Annotated in this window: 20 protein-coding genes; 12 read left to right on the plus strand and 8 right to left on the minus strand. The window is 70.0% G+C overall.

Annotated elements, in window-relative coordinates; genetic code table 11:
* Positions 1-20: 20 nt before the first annotated feature.
* From murA to QWY80_RS12855, 7 genes are all read right to left on the minus strand, one after another.
* The gene (murA, locus tag QWY80_RS12825) at positions 21-1,283 is read right to left on the minus strand and encodes a UDP-N-acetylglucosamine 1-carboxyvinyltransferase (protein WP_290232073.1); all 1,263 of its coding nucleotides are present in this window, start codon (positions 1,281-1,283) and stop codon (positions 21-23) included.
* 6 nt (positions 1,284-1,289) lie between these two features.
* Positions 1,290-1,544 (minus strand): BolA family protein, encoded by a 255-nt coding sequence (locus QWY80_RS12830; protein WP_290232075.1) that lies wholly within the window; start codon positions 1,542-1,544, stop codon positions 1,290-1,292.
* A gap of 118 nt (positions 1,545-1,662) precedes the next feature.
* Complete coding sequence (locus QWY80_RS12835) at positions 1,663-1,986, minus strand: STAS domain-containing protein (RefSeq protein WP_290232077.1); 324 nt, start codon at positions 1,984-1,986, stop codon at positions 1,663-1,665.
* Positions 1,986-2,633, minus strand: a complete 648-nt coding sequence (locus QWY80_RS12840) for an MlaC/ttg2D family ABC transporter substrate-binding protein (RefSeq protein ID WP_290232079.1) — start codon at positions 2,631-2,633, stop codon at positions 1,986-1,988. Before QWY80_RS12840 ends, QWY80_RS12835 begins: the two co-directional genes overlap by 1 nt.
* A 49-nt stretch (positions 2,634-2,682) precedes the next feature.
* On the minus strand, positions 2,683-3,147 hold the full coding sequence (mlaD, locus tag QWY80_RS12845) for an outer membrane lipid asymmetry maintenance protein MlaD (RefSeq protein ID WP_290232080.1): 465 nt from the start codon (positions 3,145-3,147) through the stop codon (positions 2,683-2,685).
* 21 nt (positions 3,148-3,168) lie between these two features.
* Complete coding sequence (mlaE, locus tag QWY80_RS12850) at positions 3,169-3,951, minus strand: lipid asymmetry maintenance ABC transporter permease subunit MlaE (RefSeq protein ID WP_290232082.1); 783 nt, start codon at positions 3,949-3,951, stop codon at positions 3,169-3,171.
* Positions 3,948-4,760: an ABC transporter ATP-binding protein gene (locus tag QWY80_RS12855; protein ID WP_290232085.1), complete on the minus strand. Its 813-nt coding sequence runs from the start codon at positions 4,758-4,760 to the stop codon at positions 3,948-3,950. Before QWY80_RS12855 ends, mlaE begins: the two co-directional genes overlap by 4 nt.
* 142 nt (positions 4,761-4,902) lie before the next feature.
* On the opposite strand from QWY80_RS12855, the gene QWY80_RS12860 reads away from it, so the two are divergent.
* The 11 genes from QWY80_RS12860 to QWY80_RS12910 all read left to right on the plus strand — a co-directional run bounded on the left by QWY80_RS12860 (position 4,903) and on the right by QWY80_RS12910 (position 13,158).
* Positions 4,903-5,859, plus strand: coding sequence for a calcium/sodium antiporter (locus tag QWY80_RS12860; RefSeq protein WP_290232086.1), 957 nt, complete (start codon positions 4,903-4,905; stop codon positions 5,857-5,859).
* A 32-nt stretch (positions 5,860-5,891) separates the two neighbouring features.
* Positions 5,892-6,884, plus strand: a complete 993-nt coding sequence (locus QWY80_RS12865; protein WP_290232088.1) for a KpsF/GutQ family sugar-phosphate isomerase — start codon at positions 5,892-5,894, stop codon at positions 6,882-6,884.
* A gap of 22 nt (positions 6,885-6,906) precedes the next feature.
* On the plus strand, positions 6,907-7,464 hold the full coding sequence (locus QWY80_RS12870; RefSeq protein ID WP_290232090.1) for a KdsC family phosphatase: 558 nt from the start codon (positions 6,907-6,909) through the stop codon (positions 7,462-7,464).
* Positions 7,465-7,468: 4 nt separating this feature from the next.
* Positions 7,469-8,053 (plus strand): LPS export ABC transporter periplasmic protein LptC, encoded by a 585-nt coding sequence (lptC, locus tag QWY80_RS12875; protein ID WP_290232091.1) that lies wholly within the window; start codon positions 7,469-7,471, stop codon positions 8,051-8,053.
* Positions 8,050-8,574 (plus strand): lipopolysaccharide transport periplasmic protein LptA, encoded by a 525-nt coding sequence (lptA, locus tag QWY80_RS12880; protein ID WP_290232094.1) that lies wholly within the window; start codon positions 8,050-8,052, stop codon positions 8,572-8,574. The genes lptC and lptA overlap by 4 nt, the downstream gene beginning before the upstream one ends.
* Positions 8,575-8,581: 7 nt before the next feature.
* Complete coding sequence (gene lptB, locus QWY80_RS12885) at positions 8,582-9,307, plus strand: LPS export ABC transporter ATP-binding protein (RefSeq protein WP_290232096.1); 726 nt, start codon at positions 8,582-8,584, stop codon at positions 9,305-9,307.
* A gap of 142 nt (positions 9,308-9,449) precedes the next feature.
* Positions 9,450-10,868: an RNA polymerase factor sigma-54 gene (locus tag QWY80_RS12890; RefSeq protein ID WP_290232098.1), complete on the plus strand. Its 1,419-nt coding sequence runs from the start codon at positions 9,450-9,452 to the stop codon at positions 10,866-10,868.
* Between the two features lie 272 nt (positions 10,869-11,140).
* Positions 11,141-11,449 carry a ribosome hibernation-promoting factor, HPF/YfiA family gene (gene hpf, locus QWY80_RS12895; RefSeq protein WP_290232100.1) on the plus strand — a complete coding sequence of 103 codons (309 nt, stop codon included), beginning with the start codon at positions 11,141-11,143 and terminating at the stop codon, positions 11,447-11,449.
* A 7-nt stretch (positions 11,450-11,456) separates the two neighbouring features.
* The gene (gene ptsN / locus QWY80_RS12900; RefSeq protein WP_290232102.1) at positions 11,457-11,921 is read left to right on the plus strand and encodes a PTS IIA-like nitrogen regulatory protein PtsN; all 465 of its coding nucleotides are present in this window, start codon (positions 11,457-11,459) and stop codon (positions 11,919-11,921) included.
* 43 nt (positions 11,922-11,964) lie between these two features.
* Entirely contained in the window at positions 11,965-12,885 is a 921-nt protein-coding gene (gene rapZ, locus QWY80_RS12905) for an RNase adapter RapZ (protein ID WP_290232104.1), read from the plus strand.
* Positions 12,886-12,888: 3 nt separating this feature from the next.
* The gene (locus tag QWY80_RS12910; RefSeq protein WP_290232106.1) at positions 12,889-13,158 is read left to right on the plus strand and encodes an HPr family phosphocarrier protein; all 270 of its coding nucleotides are present in this window, start codon (positions 12,889-12,891) and stop codon (positions 13,156-13,158) included.
* Here the strand turns inward: QWY80_RS12910 and pmbA are convergent.
* Positions 13,155-14,495: a metalloprotease PmbA gene (gene pmbA / locus QWY80_RS12915; protein WP_290232108.1), complete on the minus strand. Its 1,341-nt coding sequence runs from the start codon at positions 14,493-14,495 to the stop codon at positions 13,155-13,157. The genes QWY80_RS12910 and pmbA overlap by 4 nt on opposite strands.
* Positions 14,496-14,607: 112 nt before the next feature.
* Here pmbA and yjgA point away from each other — a divergent pair, with 112 nt between their 5' ends.
* Positions 14,608-15,141 (plus strand): ribosome biogenesis factor YjgA, encoded by a 534-nt coding sequence (yjgA, locus tag QWY80_RS12920; protein ID WP_290232111.1) that lies wholly within the window; start codon positions 14,608-14,610, stop codon positions 15,139-15,141.
* Positions 15,142-15,240: the final 99 nt, after the last annotated feature.

Here is a 15,240-nt window from a genome sequence, read left to right on the forward strand (position 1 = left end):
CGCCTTGGTCGGGATGCGGGCTAGCCCGGCACGCGCCGGATCTGCGCGCCCAGCAGCTGCAGCTTCTCCTCGATGCACTCGTAGCCGCGGTCGATGTGGTAGATGCGATCCACCAGGGTCTCGCCCTCGGCCCGCATCGCCGCGATCACCAGCGACGCCGAGGCGCGCAGGTCGGTGGCCATCACCGGGGCCCCGGAGAGGCGCTCGACCCCCTCGATCACCGCGGTGTTACCCTCGAGCGCGATGCGCGCGCCCATGCGATTGAGTTCCTGGACGTGCATGAAGCGGTTCTCGAAGATGGTCTCCACCACCCGGGCGTTCCCCTCGGCCACCGCATTGAGCGCCACGAACTGGGCCTGCATGTCGGTGGGAAACGCCGGGTAAGGGGCGGTGCGCACGTTGACCGCCCGGGGCCGCCGCCCCTGCATGTCCAGCGCGATCCAGTCGTCGCCGCTGGTGATCACGGCACCCGCCTCCTCCAGCTTGGCCAGCACCGCCTCGAGGATGTCGGCCCGGGTGCGCCTGACCCTGACGCGCCCGCGCGACAGCGCCGCGGCCACCAGGAAGGTGCCGGTCTCGATGCGGTCGGGCATGACGTCGTGGTAGGCGCCGTGCAGGCGCTCCACGCCCTCCACCACGATGGTGTCGCTGCCATGGCCGCGGATCCTCGCGCCCATCTTGATCAGGCACTCGGCCAGGTCGACCACCTCCGGCTCCCGGGCGGCGTTCTCCAGCACCGTGGTGCCCTCCGCCAGGGTCGCCGCCATCAGCAGGTTCTCGGTGCCGGTGACGGTGACGGTATCGAAGAAGATGGTGGCGCCCCTGAGGCGGCCGTCGACCCGGGCGCGAATGTAGCCGCCCTCGACGCGGATCTCGGCACCCATCGCCTCCAGGCCACGCAGGTGCAGGTCCACCGGCCGCGACCCGATGGCGCAGCCGCCGGGCAGCGAGACGTCGGCGTGGCCGAAGTGGGCGAGCAGCGGCCCCAGCACCAGGATGGAGGCACGCATCTTCTTGACCAGTTCGTAGGGCGCGTCGCAGTGCTTCACCTGGGCGCCGTCGAGCTGGATGCTCATCTTCTCGCCCATCACCGGCTCCAGGCCCAGGTGGCCGAGCAGCTCCAGGGTGGTGGTGATGTCCTGCAGGTGCGGCAGGTTGCCGATGGTCACCGGCTCCTCGGCGAGCAGGGTGGCGCAGAGGATCGGCAGGGCGGCGTTCTTGGCGCCGCTGGCCCATACCTCGCCGTCGACCGGCCCGTTGCCGGTAATGATCAACTTGTCCATGGGGTGTCAGGCGCCGGAGTTCTCCGGCGCGCTCTGCCACTGCGCCGGAGTGTAGGTCTTGATGCTGATGGCGTGCAGCGCCCCGCTGGCGATCTCCTCGGACAGCGCCCCGTAGATCAGCTGCTGCCGCTTGACCGGCGACAGGCCTTCGAAGGCCTCGCCCACGGCCACCACCTGGAAGTTGCAGCCCTCGCCCTGGATATGGAATTCGCAGCCGTCGATGCGCGACTCGAGCAGCGCCTTGACTTCGCTGGGTTGCATGAACCGGCACTCCTGTAATGCTCGAAAGGGTCAGGCCACCGGCCGGGAAGGGCCGGTGGCACGAAACGGGAAAGGCCCCATGGTAATGAAAAGCGCCGCGCTTGGCGATGCCGGCGGCTCAGGCGGCCAGGGGCAGCAGGCGGTCGAGGCCGGCCAGGTCGGTTAGCCGCCCCAGGGCCGGGGAGAGGCGCACCGCTTCGAGGCGCAGATCGGCGGCCCGGGCGGTGCGGGTCCACTCCAGCAGCACGGAGAGCGCGGCACTGCTGACGCCCGCCACCCCGCTCAGGTCGAAGGCCACGCCGGAGCCACCCGGCCGCCCACGCAGCCAGGCGACGCCCTCCTCGGCCAGTTCCGCGGCGACCTCGAAGCCCACCTCACCATGCACCACCAGGGCCGCTCCGTCCGCCTCCAGGGTGGCACCGGCGCGTGACAGCAGGGGCATCAGGCGCCCTCCTCCAGGGTCTCGACGCCCACCTCGGGGGCCCAGCCATCGATCACGGCGTCGTAGTCACGGCCGTTGTCGCGCATGGCCTGGTCGAACTGGTTGCGGAAGGTCAGGCCCAGGTTGATGCCGTTGACGATGACATTGACCACCTTCCAGCGGTCGTCGGAGAGGCGCAGGCTGTAGCTCACCGGGTAGACGCTGCCGTCCTCGGCGACCACCTCCATCTCCACGCTGGCCTGATCCTCGTGACGCCGGGGCCCCTGGGCGTCGAGGACGCGCAGCTCGCGGTAATCGAAGGTCACCAGCCCCTTGGCATAGGTATCGATCAGCGTCTGGCGGAAGGTGTCGACGAAGCGCGAGCGCTGCTGGGGCGTGGCATTGCCGAAGTAGCGCCCCATCACGCTGGCGCCGATGTAGCGGAAGTCGGCGATATCGGCGAGGCTGGCGTCCACCAGCGCCTCGAGCTCGTCGGGATGCTCGGCGAAGTGATCGCGCCGCCCCTCGATCTGGCCGGTGAGCGTCTCGACGCTGTCGCGGATCACCTGCTCGGGGGGGCGCTCGGGGGCCGCCAGGGCCGGCAACGAGAGCAGCGCCAGCAGCACGGCGAGGCACAGCGCAGGGAAGGCTTGGATTGACCGGGTCATTGTCAACGTCTCCTTGTCAGGAATCATCGGGATGGCCGCAGCGATGGCCTCAGTCGCTGACCATGTTGGACACGAACTGCTGGATGAGTTCTTCCAGCACGATGGCCGACTGGGTATCGCGGAGGCTGTCACCGTCGGCCAGGGTCTCGGGGTCGCCGCCCACCGACAGGCCGACGTACTGCTCGCCGAGCAGGCCGGCGGTGAGGATCGCCGCCGTGGTGTCGCGGGGCAGCTGGTCCTCCAGGTCGGCATCCAGCTCGAGCACCACCCGGGCGTCGTACCAGTCGGTGTCGAGGTCGATGGCCGCCACCCGCCCCACGGTCACCCCGGCCATGGTGACCCGGGCACGGGGCTTGAGCCCGCCGATATTGGCGAAGTTGGCCTCCAGGCGGAAGGTCTCTCCCGGCGCCTCCAGGGTCAGGCCGCTGACCCTCAGGCCGAGGAACACCAGGCCGAGGATACCGGCGAGCATGAACAGCCCCACCCCCAGCTCCATCGTCTTGCTGCGTTTCATCGCATGTCTCCGAACATCCACTCAGGCCAGGCCGCCAAACATCACGGCGGTCAGCACGAAATCGAGGCCGAGCACGGCCAGGGAGGAGTAGACCACCGTACGGGTGGTGGCCCGGGAGATGCCCTCCGAGGTGGGCACCAGATCGTAGCCCTGGAACACCGCGATCCAGGTCACCACCAGGGCGAACACCAGGCTCTTGACCATGCCGTTGCCCACATCGGCCACGAACTCGACGCTGGCCTGCATGTTCCCCCAGTAGGAACCCGCGAAGCCGCCGAGCCAGTCGACACCGACCAGGTAGCCACCGTAGATGCCCACCACGCTGAACCCCACGGTGAGCAGCGGCAGCGCCACGAAGCCGGCCCACAGGCGCGGCGCCACCACCCGGCGCAGCGGGTCGACGCCGATCATCTCCATGCTGGAGAGCTGCTCGGTGGCCTTCATCAGGCCGATCTCGGCGGTCAACGCCGAGCCCGCCCGGCCGGCGAACAGCAGCGCCGCCACCACCGGCGCCAGCTCGCGCAGCAGCGACAGCGCCACCATCTGGCCCAGCGCCTGCTCGGCGCCGAAGTCGACCAGGATGGTATAGCCCTGCAGGGCAAGCACCATGCCGATGAACAGCCCCGACACCAGCACGATGGCCAGCGACAGCACGCCGACGAAGTGCATCTGGCGCAGCCACAGGTACCAACCCTCGCGGCTGGGCAGGCCCACCGCCGACTGGGCGAGGAAGATGCCGGCCCGCCCCAGCGCCTCGAAGAGCTCGCAGCCGAAGCGCCCCAGGCGCAGGACTCGCGACATCATCGACCACCTCCGCTGCTCAGGATATCGGTGAAGTAGTCCACCGCCGGGTAGTGGAAGGGCACCGGGCCGTCCGGTTCGCCGTGGACGAACTGACTGACCCGCGGGTCCCGGTCCACGTCGAGGCCCTGCGGCGTGCCGTGGGCCATCACCTGGCCGTCGGCGATCACATAGACGTAGTCGGCAATGGTCAGCGTCTCCTTGATGTCGTGGGACACGATCACCGATGTCAGCCCCAGCGCCTGGTTGAGTCGCTTGATCAACTGCACCAGCACGCCCATGGAGATCGGATCCTGGCCGACGAAGGGCTCGTCGTAGAGGATCAACTCGGGATCCAGGGCGATCGCCCGGGCCAGCGCCACCCGCCGAGCCATGCCGCCGGAGAGCTCTGCGGGCAGCATGTCGCGGGCGCCGCGCAGGCCCACCGCCTCCAGTTTCATCAGCACCAGGTCGCGGACCATGGCGCCGGGCAGGTCGGTGTGCACCCGCAACGGGAAGGCGACGTTCTCGAAGACGTCCAGGTCGGAGAACAGCGCCCCGCTCTGGAACAGCATGCCCATGCGCCGGCGCATGGCGAACAACGCCTTGCGCGACTGGCGATGCACGTCCCGGCCATCGAACAGCACCCGGCCGGCATCGGGAGTGAGCTGCCCGCCGACCAGCTTGAGCAGGGTCGTCTTGCCGGAGCCGCTGGGGCCCATGATGGCGGTGATGCCGCCGCGCGGGATCGCCAGGTCGACGCCACGGAAGATATCCTTGTCGCCCCGCGCGAAATGCAGCCCCTCCACCGCCACGAAGGGAGTGTCACTCATCGGCTCATCATCCCCGGAAAATTATCGAACATCGTATCCTAACCGGCCGTGACGGCGCCAGCCCGGGCCACACCGGCTTGCACTGGGGAGGGCGAGGACGTTAAATGGGCGCCCCCACGAACCCGCCGACTCTCCGAGGCCCATGCTCCTTCCCCTGATCGCCGTGCTGCTGGGGCTCTGTGCCCTGCTGTGGAGCGCCGACCGCTTCGTCGGTGCGGCGGCGGCCACCGCCCGCCGCGCCGGCATGAGTACCATGCTGGTGGGCATGACCATCGTCGCCCTGGGCACCTCTGCCCCCGAGATCGTGGTGTCGCTGATGGCCTCCCTGGACGGCATCCCCAACCTGGCCACCGGCAACGCCCTGGGCTCGAACATCGCCAACATCGGCCTGGTGCTGGGCATTACCGCCCTGGTGGTGCCCATCCCGGTGCGCTTCTCCATCGTGCGTCGCGAATTGCCCCTGCTGCTCGGCGCCACCGGCCTGGCGGGCTATGCCCTGGCCAACGGCCACCTGGGCCGGCTCGACGCCCTGCTGCTGCTGCTGCTGCTCGGCTTCAGCCTGTGGTGGCTGTTCCGCGCCGACACCCCCGACGCCGAGGAGGAGGTGGCCGGCGAGATCCCCGACCTGGCCCTGCCCAGGGCCCTGCTGTGGCTGACCATCACCCTGGCGATCATGGTGGCGGGCTCCCGCGGCCTGGTGTGGGGCGCCAGCGAGCTGGCCCGCGACCTCGGTATCAGCGAGCTGGTCATCGGCCTGACCATCGTGGCCATCGGCACCAGCCTGCCCGAGCTGGCCGCCTGCGTGGCCAGCGCCCTGAAGCGCCATCACGACCTGGCCATCGGCAACGTCATCGGCTCCAATCTCTTCAACCTGCTGGCGGTGCTGCCGATCCCCGGGCTGCTCGCGCCGGGCACCGCCGATCCCGCGGCCGGCGGGCGCGACTATCCGGTCATGCTGGGCCTGACGCTGGCGTTGGGCGCCCTGCTGCTCTGGCATCGCTACGGGCACCTGGGGCGGCTGCCCGGCCTGCTGCTGGCGCTGGCCTACTTCGGCTATCTGGGCTGGCTCGGCATGGCAAGCCTCGCCGCCGCCCCTTGAGTGAACCCACGCAACAGGCAACAATCATCGCCATGAACCGAGACACGACCGCGCCCTCCCCCTCCCGGCTGCGTGCTAGCGCCCGGCGCACCCTGACCCTGGAGCAGCAGGCCGTCGGCGCCCTGATCGAGCGCCTCGACGAGGCCTTCGACCGCGCCTGCGACTTGATCCTGGCCTGTCGCGGCCGGGTGGTGGTCACCGGCATGGGCAAGTCCGGGCATATTGCCGGCAAGATCGCCGCCACCCTGGCCAGCACCGGCACCCCGGCCTTCTTCGTCCATCCCGGCGAGGCGAGCCACGGCGACCTGGGCATGATCACCCCCGGCGACGTGGTGCTGGCGCTCTCCAATTCCGGCGAGACCGCCGAGGTCACCGCCCTGCTGCCGCTGCTCAAGCGCATGGGCGTGCCGTTGATCAGCATGACCGGGCGCCCCGCCTCGACCCTGGCCCGCCACGCCGAGGCGCACCTCGACGCCGCGGTCGAGCGCGAGGCCTGCCCCCTGGACCTGGCGCCCACCTCCTCCACCACCGCCTCCCTGGCCCTGGGCGATGCCCTGGCCGTGGCGCTGCTGGAGTGCCGCGGCTTCACCGCCGAGGACTTCGCCCTCTCGCACCCCGGCGGTAGCCTCGGCAAGCGGCTGCTGCTGCGCGTCGGCGACCTGATGCACCAGGGCAGCCGGCTACCCCGGGTGCCGCTGGGCAGCCCGCTGCGCGACGCCCTGCTGGAGATCACCCGCCAGGGCCTCGGCTTCACTTGCGTGGTGGACACCGACGGACGCCTGGCCGGGGTCTATACCGACGGCGACCTGCGCCGCACCCTGGACCAGCACAGCGACCTTTCGGGCCTGACGGTCGACGACGTCATGACCCGCCCCGGCAAGCGGGTCTCCCCGGACATGCTGGCCGCCGAGGCGGTACGCCTCATGGAAGACCACCGCATCTCCGCCCTGGCCGTGGTCGACGCGACGGGGCGCCCGGTGGGCGCCCTGCACATGCACGACCTGCTGGCCAGCGGCGTGATCTGACCCTCACCCATCCGGAGCCCCCATGACCCAGACCACCCCCCTGCAGGATCCCCAGCTCACCGACCGCCTGCGCCGCATCCGCCTGCTGGCGCTGGACGTGGACGGCGTGCTCACCGACGGCCAGCTCTACTTCCAGGCCGATGGCATCGAGATCAAGGCCTTCAACGTCCAGGACGGCCACGGCCTCAAGCTGCTCAAGCGCGCCGGCTTCCAGGTCGCCCTGATCACCGGCCGCGACTCCTCCACGGTGAGCCGCCGCGCCGCCGCGCTGGGCATCGAGCACGTCTTCCAGGGCGTGGAGAAGAAGCTGCCGGTGCTGCGCGACCTCTGCGCCCGCCTGGGCCTGGAGTTCGACCAGGTGGCCTACTGTGGCGACGACATGCCCGACGTGGGCGCCATCAAGCGCGCCGGCATCGGCATCAGCGTGCCCGGCGCCCCGGACTACATCCAGGGCCACGCCGACTGGGTCACCGAGCGGGCCGGCGGCCACGGCGCGGTGCGCGAGATCTGCGACACCCTGCTGCGCGCTCAGGGCCACTGGGACGCCGTGCTCGACACCTACCTGCACGGGACCCGCTGATCCCATGGCACTGCCCCGCCCCTCCTTCCGGGTCTGGCTGTTCCTGCTGCTGGTGGCGCTCGGCGGTGGGCTCGCCCTGCTCGACACCCGTAGCGTCCGGGAGCCCGGCCCGGTGCCCCAGGATGCGGCGGGGGAGCCCGACTTCTATCTGGAGGGTGCACGGCTGACACGCTTCGACGCCGCGGGGCTTGCCCACCAGCGTGTCGATACGCCACGCCTGGTGCACACCCCCCACGACGACGTCACCCGGCTCACGGAGCCGGTGGCGCGCCTGGTCGACGACGGCGGTCGTCTGTGGCTGGCCGAGGCCGACAGCGGCGAGCTCGGCCCGGGCGGCAATCCCCTGGTGCTGACCGGCGACGCCCAGCTCGAGGCCCCCGAGGAGCGCTGGCGACTGGACACCGAGGAGCTCCACTACGATGCCGACGACGGCCACGCCTGGAGCGAGACGCCGGCGCTGCTGCGCCAGCCGCCGCAGCGCATGCGCGGCGAGCGCTTCGACGCCTGGCTCCATGACAACCGGGCCCGTCTGACCGACAATGTGCACGGCCACCACCCGCCCGAGACCCGAGAGGAGCCCGAGTCATGACGCGCAAGCCACTTGTCCCTCTGCTCAGCCTGGCGCTGCTGCTGTTCCTGGCCACCATCCCCCTGGCCCAGGCCCAGAACCGCGACGCCGAGGCGCCCATCGAGGTGGAGGCCGACCGCCTGGACCTGGACGACCGCGCCGGCACCGCCGTCTACACCGGCGACGTGGACATCCGCCAGGGCAGCATGCGTCTCACCGGCGACCGGGTGGAGATCCACCGCAACGACACCGGCGAACTCTCCCGTGCCGTGGCCACCGGCGAGCGCGCCTACCTCGAGCAACAACCCGCTCCCGACGAACCGGTGGTGCGCGGCTGGGGACACACCGTCGTCTACCACGTCGCCGAGCGCCGGGTGGAGCTGATCGACCGCGCCGAACTCCACCAGGGCGGCGATACCTTCGATGGCGGCTATCTCGAGTACTTCCTCGACCGCCGCGTGGTGCAGGCCAGGTCCGAGGCCGAGGGCGTCGAGGGACGCCAGCGCATCCGCATGACCCTACAGCCCGAGCAGGAGCAGTAAGGCCCCCATGAAGACCCTCCACGCCCGTCATCTGGCCAAGAGCTACAAGCGTCGCCGGGTGGTGCAGGACATCAGCCTCACCATCCGCCAGGGCAGTATCGTCGGCCTGCTGGGCCCCAACGGTGCCGGCAAGACCACCTCCTTCTACATGATCGTCGGGCTGGTGCGCGCCGACGCCGGCGAGGTGGCCATCGACGACCGCGACCTGTCGCGGGCGGCCATGCACGAACGCGCCCGGGCGGGCATCGGCTACCTCCCCCAGGAGGCCTCGATCTTCCGCAAGCTGTCGGTGGCCGACAACATCATGGCGATCCTCGAGACCCGCCGCGACCTCGATCGCGAGGCGCGCCGGGCACGCCTCGAGCAGCTGCTCGAGGAGTTCCACGTCACCCATATCCGCGACAACCCGGGGATGAGCCTCTCGGGCGGCGAACGGCGGCGGGTCGAGATCGCCAGGGCCCTGGCGACGGAGCCCGCCTTCATCCTGCTCGACGAACCCTTCGCCGGCGTCGACCCCATCTCGGTGGGCGAGATCAAGGGCATCATCCGCCAGCTCAGGGCCCGCGACATCGGCGTGCTGATCACCGACCACAACGTCCGCGAGACCCTCGACATCTGCGATACCGCCTACATCGTCGGTGACGGCAGGCTCATCGCCGAAGGCGACGCCGAGTCGATCCTCGCCAACCAGAAGGTCCGCGAGGTCTACCTGGGCGAGGACTTCCGCCTCTAACCGCAATCCACTGATATCCATGTCGTTATTACGCGACGGCATGAAGATTGCCGATGGCACGATTGTTGCAAAAATCAGGCTTGCAAGACCCGATGGCAGGGGCTAGGGTGAAGCCTTTCGATGAGTCGAGAGAACCGCGCTCATGGCCATGAAGGCTTCCCTGCAACTGCGTGTCGGTACCCAGCTGACCATGACGCCCCAGCTGCAGCAGGCCATCGCCCTGCTGCAGCTCTCCACCCTCGACCTCCGCCAGGAGATCCAGCAGGCGCTGGAATCCAACCCCATGCTGGAGCTGGACGACGAGTTCGGCGAGCAGGCGGTCGGCGATTCCCCCGAGGAGGAGTGGGCCAGCGAGATCCCCGGTGAACTGGCCACCGACAGCGACTGGTCCGACACCTACCAGGACCTGGGCACCCCCGCCGGTGGCACCGAGGGCCCCGACTTCGAACGTCAGGCCGAGGGCCAGAGTCTCCACGGCCACCTGGCCTGGCAACTGGCCATGACCGACCTGGAGGGACGGGAACGGCAGATCGCCGAGAGCCTGATCGACGCCGTGGACCCCGCCGGCTACCTGGCCCAGCCCCTCGACGAGATCCGCGACGGGCTCAGGGCCCAGGGGCTCGACAACCTGCGTGGCCGCGAGGTGGAGCAGGTGCTGCTGCGCCTGCAACAGTTCGAGCCCACCGGCGTCTTCGCCCGCGACCTGCGCGAATGCCTGATGCTGCAGCTCGCCGCCCTGCCCGACGACACTCCCCTGCTGCCCCAGGCGCGCCGCCTGGTGCGTCAGTTCCTCGAGGCCCTGGCCGGCGGCGACCGGCGCCTGCTCAAGCGCCGCCTGGGCCTCGACGACACGGCCCTGAACACGGTGATCGAGTTGGTCCGCTCACTGGATCCACGTCCCGGCAGCGCCTACGCCAACGTCGATGCCGACTACGTCATCCCGGACCTGGTGGCCCATCACGACCGCCGCGGCTGGCACGTGGAGCTCAACCCCGAGGCGATGCCCCGCCTGCGCATCCAGCCCGACTACGCCGCCCTGGTGCGCCGGGCCGACCGCAGCGACGACAACCGCTTCCTCAAGGACCATCTTCAGGAGGCGCGCTGGCTGATGAAGAGCCTGGCCAGCCGCAACGACACCCTGCTGCGGGTCGGCCGCGAGATCATGGCCCGCCAGCTCGATTTCCTGGAGCGGGGCGAGGAGGCCATGAAACCGCTGATCCTGGCCGACATCGCCCAGGTCGTGGAGATGCACGAGTCGACCATCTCGCGGGTCACCACCCAGAAGTACATCCACACCCCCCGCGGGGTGTTCGAGCTGAAGTACTTCTTCTCCAGCCAGGTGGGCGGCGGCGAAGGCGAGGGCGACGCCCACTCCAGCACCGCCATCCGCGCCCGCATCCGCAAGCTGATCCAGGAGGAAGCCCCGCGCAAGCCGCTCTCCGACAGCAAGCTGGTGACCCTGCTCGACGAGGCCGGTATCAAGGTGGCGCGCCGCACCGTGGCCAAGTACCGCGAGGCCCTGGGCATCCCCTCCTCCAGCGAGCGCAAGCGGCTTCGGTGAAGGAAAGCGCCGCACGGTGGCCGCTCTCCAAAGTTCACCCGCGAGGCCCTGGGCATCCCCTCCTCCAGCGAACGCAAGCGGCTTCGGTGACAGGGAAGCGCCGCACGGTGGCCGCTCTCCATAGTTCACCCGCGAGGCCCTGGGCATCCCCTCCTCCAGCGAGCGCAAGCGGCTACGTTGAAGGTCGACGCGCCCCGAGCGCCGAGAGGGGTAGGCAAGGCAGTAAAAAGGGTTACAATCGAATCACCACCCGCCAGAGCAAGGAGCGTGTCATGCAAGTCAACATCACCGGCCATCACGTCGACCTGACCGACCCGCTGCGTGACTATGTGAACGAGAAGCTCACCCGTGTGGAGCGCCACTACGACAACATCACCAACGTGCAGGTGACCCTCTCCGTGGAGAAGGAACGTCAGCAGGCCGCCTGCACCCTGCATGCCGCCGGTGCCGACCTGCATGCCGAGGCTCAGGATGGCGATATGTACGCCGCCATCGACGCCCTCGCCGACAAGCTGGATCGCCAGCTGGTCAAGCACAAGGAGAAGGCCCAGGCCCGCGCCCAGGGCGCTGGCGCCCGCTGATCCCGCCATGACTCTGGAAGCCATCCTGCCCCCCGAGCGAACCCTCTTCGGCGTGCCCGGGGGGAGCAAGAAGCGGGTGCTGGAATTCTTCAGCACCTTCATCGCCCAGAACACCCCCAGCCTCGACAGCCAGGAGGTCTTCGGTCGGCTCATCGCCCGGGAGCGACTCGGCAGCACCGGCATCGGCAACGGCGTGGCCATCCCCCATGCGCGAAGCCCGCATTGCAAGGGGCCCATCGCCGGCTTCCTGAAGCTCGTCGAGCCGGTCGACTTCGACGCCATCGACGGCGAACCGGTGGACCTGATCTTCGTGCTGCTGGTGCCCGAAGAGGCCGACGACGCCCACCTGGCCCTGCTGGCCCAGGTGGCGGGCGTGATGAACGACGCCGAGACCCGCGGCCGGCTGCGCAGGAGCGAGAGCCAGCGCGAGCTCCACGAACGACTCATCGAGGCGATCCGACGACAGGGCTGAGGCCTTGCGGGCCGCCCGGCCAGACGACGACCAGGAGACCCTCATGCAGCTCGTGATCATCAGCGGCCGTTCCGGCTCGGGCAAGTCGATCGCGCTGCAGGCCCTGGAGGACCTCGGCTACTACGCCATCGACAACCTGCCGGCCATGCTGCTCGGCTCGCTGGTCGACGAGCTGGGCAGCTCGGAGTCGCCACGCTCCTCGATCGCCGTGAGCATCGACGCCCGCAACCTGCCCCAGGCGCTGCTGCGCTTCCCCAGTCTGCTGGAGGAGGTCCGCGGCCGGGGCATCGCCTGCCAGGTGATCTACCTGACCACCGACGCCCGCATCCTGATCGAGCGCTACTCGGCCACCCGGCGGCGCCATCCGTTGACCCGCGACAGCGAGATGACCCTGGCCGAGGCCATCGACTCCGAGGAGCAGGCCCTGGCCGACATCCGCGACCTGGCCGACCTGGTGATCGACACCTCGCGGCTCTCGGTGCACGAGCTGCGCCGGCGCATCGGCGACCAGGTGGCCCTCCGCGACCCCGATCAGCTGACCCTGACCGTGGAGTCCTTCGGCTTCAAGCGTGGCGTGCCGCTGGACGCCGACCTGGTGTTCGACGCCCGCTGCCTGCCCAATCCCTACTGGGACCCCCGGCTGCGCGCCTTCACCGGTCGTGACCCCGAGATCATCGCCTTCCTGGAGGGCTACCCGGTGGTCGAGGCGATGCTCGACGACATCCTCGGCTGGCTGGAGCGCTGGTTGCCCAGCTACCTGGCCAGCCACCGCAGCTACCTCACCGTGGCCATCGGCTGCACCGGCGGTCAGCATCGCTCGGTGTTCCTCGCCGAGCGCCTGGCCGGCCGCATGACGGAACACTACCCCCACGTCCGGCTACGCCACCGCGAGCTGGGCATCCACGACACCCTGCCCCACCCGCCGGAGGAGGCGGATCCTGCATCACCCGGTCAAGGAACCTGACGCGTGCCGCAACGCAAGCTCACCCTCACCAACAGGCGCGGCCTGCACGCCCGTGCCGCCACCAAGCTGGTGCAGTGCTGCCAGCCCTTCGACGCCCGCATCACCGTGGCCAACGACGGCCACAAAGGCGATGCCGCCAACATCATGTCGCTGCTGATGCTCGCCGCGCCCTGCGGCACCGAGCTCACCATCACCGCCGAGGGCGAGGACGCCGAGGCGGCCCTGGACGCCATACAGGCGCTGTTCGAGGCACGCTTCGAGGAGGATGCCTAGCCGCCCGCCACGGTCATCTCGTCGATCAGCCAGCTGCCGGTATGGATGCTGCCGCGGGTGTCGGTGTCGCTGCCGACGCCGGCCAGGCCGCGGTACATCGCCTCCAGGTTGCCGGCGATGGTGAACTCCTCCACCGGATACTGGACCTCGCCGTCCTCCACCCAGAAACCGGCGGCGCCACGGGAGTAGTCGCCGGTCACGGCGTTGACGCCCTGCCCCATCAGTTCGGTGACCACCACGCCGCGCCCCATGCGTGCCAGCAGCTCGTCGCGGGGAACCAGCGGTGCGGCGAGGCGCAGGTTGCGGGCGCCGCCGGCGTTGGCGGTGGTCTGCATGCCCAGGCGCCGGGCGCTGTAGGCCGAGAGCATGTAACTGGCCAGGCGGCCGTCCTCGATGAAGACGTTGTCGCGGGTCTGGACGCCGTCGTTGTCGAAGGGCGAGCTGGCCATGGCCCCCACCTCCATGGGCCGTTCCTGGAGACCGAACCACTCGGGGAAGAGGGAATCGCCGAGCCGGTCGCAGAGGAAGGAGGCCTGGCGATAGAGGTTGCCGCCGGCGATGGCGCCCATCAGCGAGCCCACCAGCCCCGCGGCCAGGCTGGGGTCGAAGAGCACCGGCAGGCGCCCGGTGGCCGGGCGGCGTGCGCCCAGGCGGCGCAGGGTACGCTCGGCGGCGCTCTCGCCGACCCGCTCCGGGGTCAGCAAGTCGCGGGGATTCCGGGCACTGGTATAGTCGTAGTCACGCTGCATGCCAGCCTCGTCCTCGGCGATCAGCATGCAGGAGAAGGAGTGGCGGCTGCCGCGCTGGCTGCCCAGGAAGCCGTGGCTGTTGGCGTAGACCCGCACCCCCTCGCCGCTGGACAGCGAGGCCCCGTCGGAGCTCTTGATGCCCGCACGGCCGCGCCCGGCCGCTTCACAGGCCAGCGCCAGCTCGATGGCCTGCTCGGTGGTCAGTGCCCAGGGATGGTGGACGTCGAGGTCCGGCAGCTCGGTGGCCATCAGCGCGGCGTCGGCCAGGCCCGCCGCCGGGTCCTCGCCGGTGTGACGGGCGATGGCGACGGCCTTCTCCACTACGGCGCGAATCGACGCCTCGCCAGCGTCGGTGGAGGAGGCACTCCCCTTGCGGGTGCCCAGATAGACGGTCACCGCGATGCCCTGGTCGCGGGAGAGCTCCACGGTCTCCACCTCGCCCTCGCGCACGCTCACCCCCATGCCCTGGTCGACGCTGGCCCCCACCTCGCAGGCGTCGGCCCCCAGCCGGCGGGCCAGCTCGAGGGCCATGCGGGAACGGGACTCCAGCAGCGACTGCTGGGCGGCGGCATCGAATGCCTGTGTCATCTCTCTCTCCTTCGGCCGGCCCGCGGGCCGGCGGCTTGTGATCTTCCTCGTCAGCCCGGGGAGGCGGGCTGGTATACTCTAGGACCCTAACAGTCTCGACCATGGAAGCGGCATGTCCCAGCAATCCCCTCGCGAGCTGCTCGCCCAGATCCTCCAGCAGCCGGACGACGAGCGTCCCAGCAAGTCCCAGCTCAAGCGCGAGATGCACGCGCTCCAGGCCCTGGGCGAGCGGCTCATCGCCATGAGCCCCGCCGAGCGCGCCCGCTTCCCCCTCTCCGACGACCTGCTCGCCGCCGTCGAGGAGAGCGGCCGCCTCCGCGCCCACGAGGCCCGCCGACGTCACATGCAGTACGTCGGCAAGCTGATGCGACGCGAGGACCTCGCGGCCATCCTGGCGGTGCTCGACGAGCTCGAACAGGAGCAGCTGCGCCGGGACCACGCCTTCCACCGTCTCGAGGCCTGGCGCGACCGCCTGCTCGAGGAAGGCGACGGTGCCCTGGAGGCCTTCATCGCCGACCATCCCGACGTCGACCGCCAGGCACTGCGCCAGCTGATCCGCAATGCCCGGCGCGAACGCGAGCGGGGCAAGCCCCCGGCCAGCGCCCGCAAGCTGTTCAGGCTGATCCGCGATACGGCAGGGCTGTAACTGCCGGCAGTATGCCAGGCATTGTAGGAGGCCGACTCTGTCGGGCGACAGGAGCCGACAGGCTCCCGGCCGAGTCCACTGTCCAGGCCTGGCTACACC

The sequence above is a fragment of the Halomonas ramblicola genome, assembly GCF_030409215.1.
In the GTDB taxonomy this organism is placed as follows: Bacteria; Pseudomonadota; Gammaproteobacteria; order Pseudomonadales; family Halomonadaceae; genus Halomonas; species Halomonas ramblicola.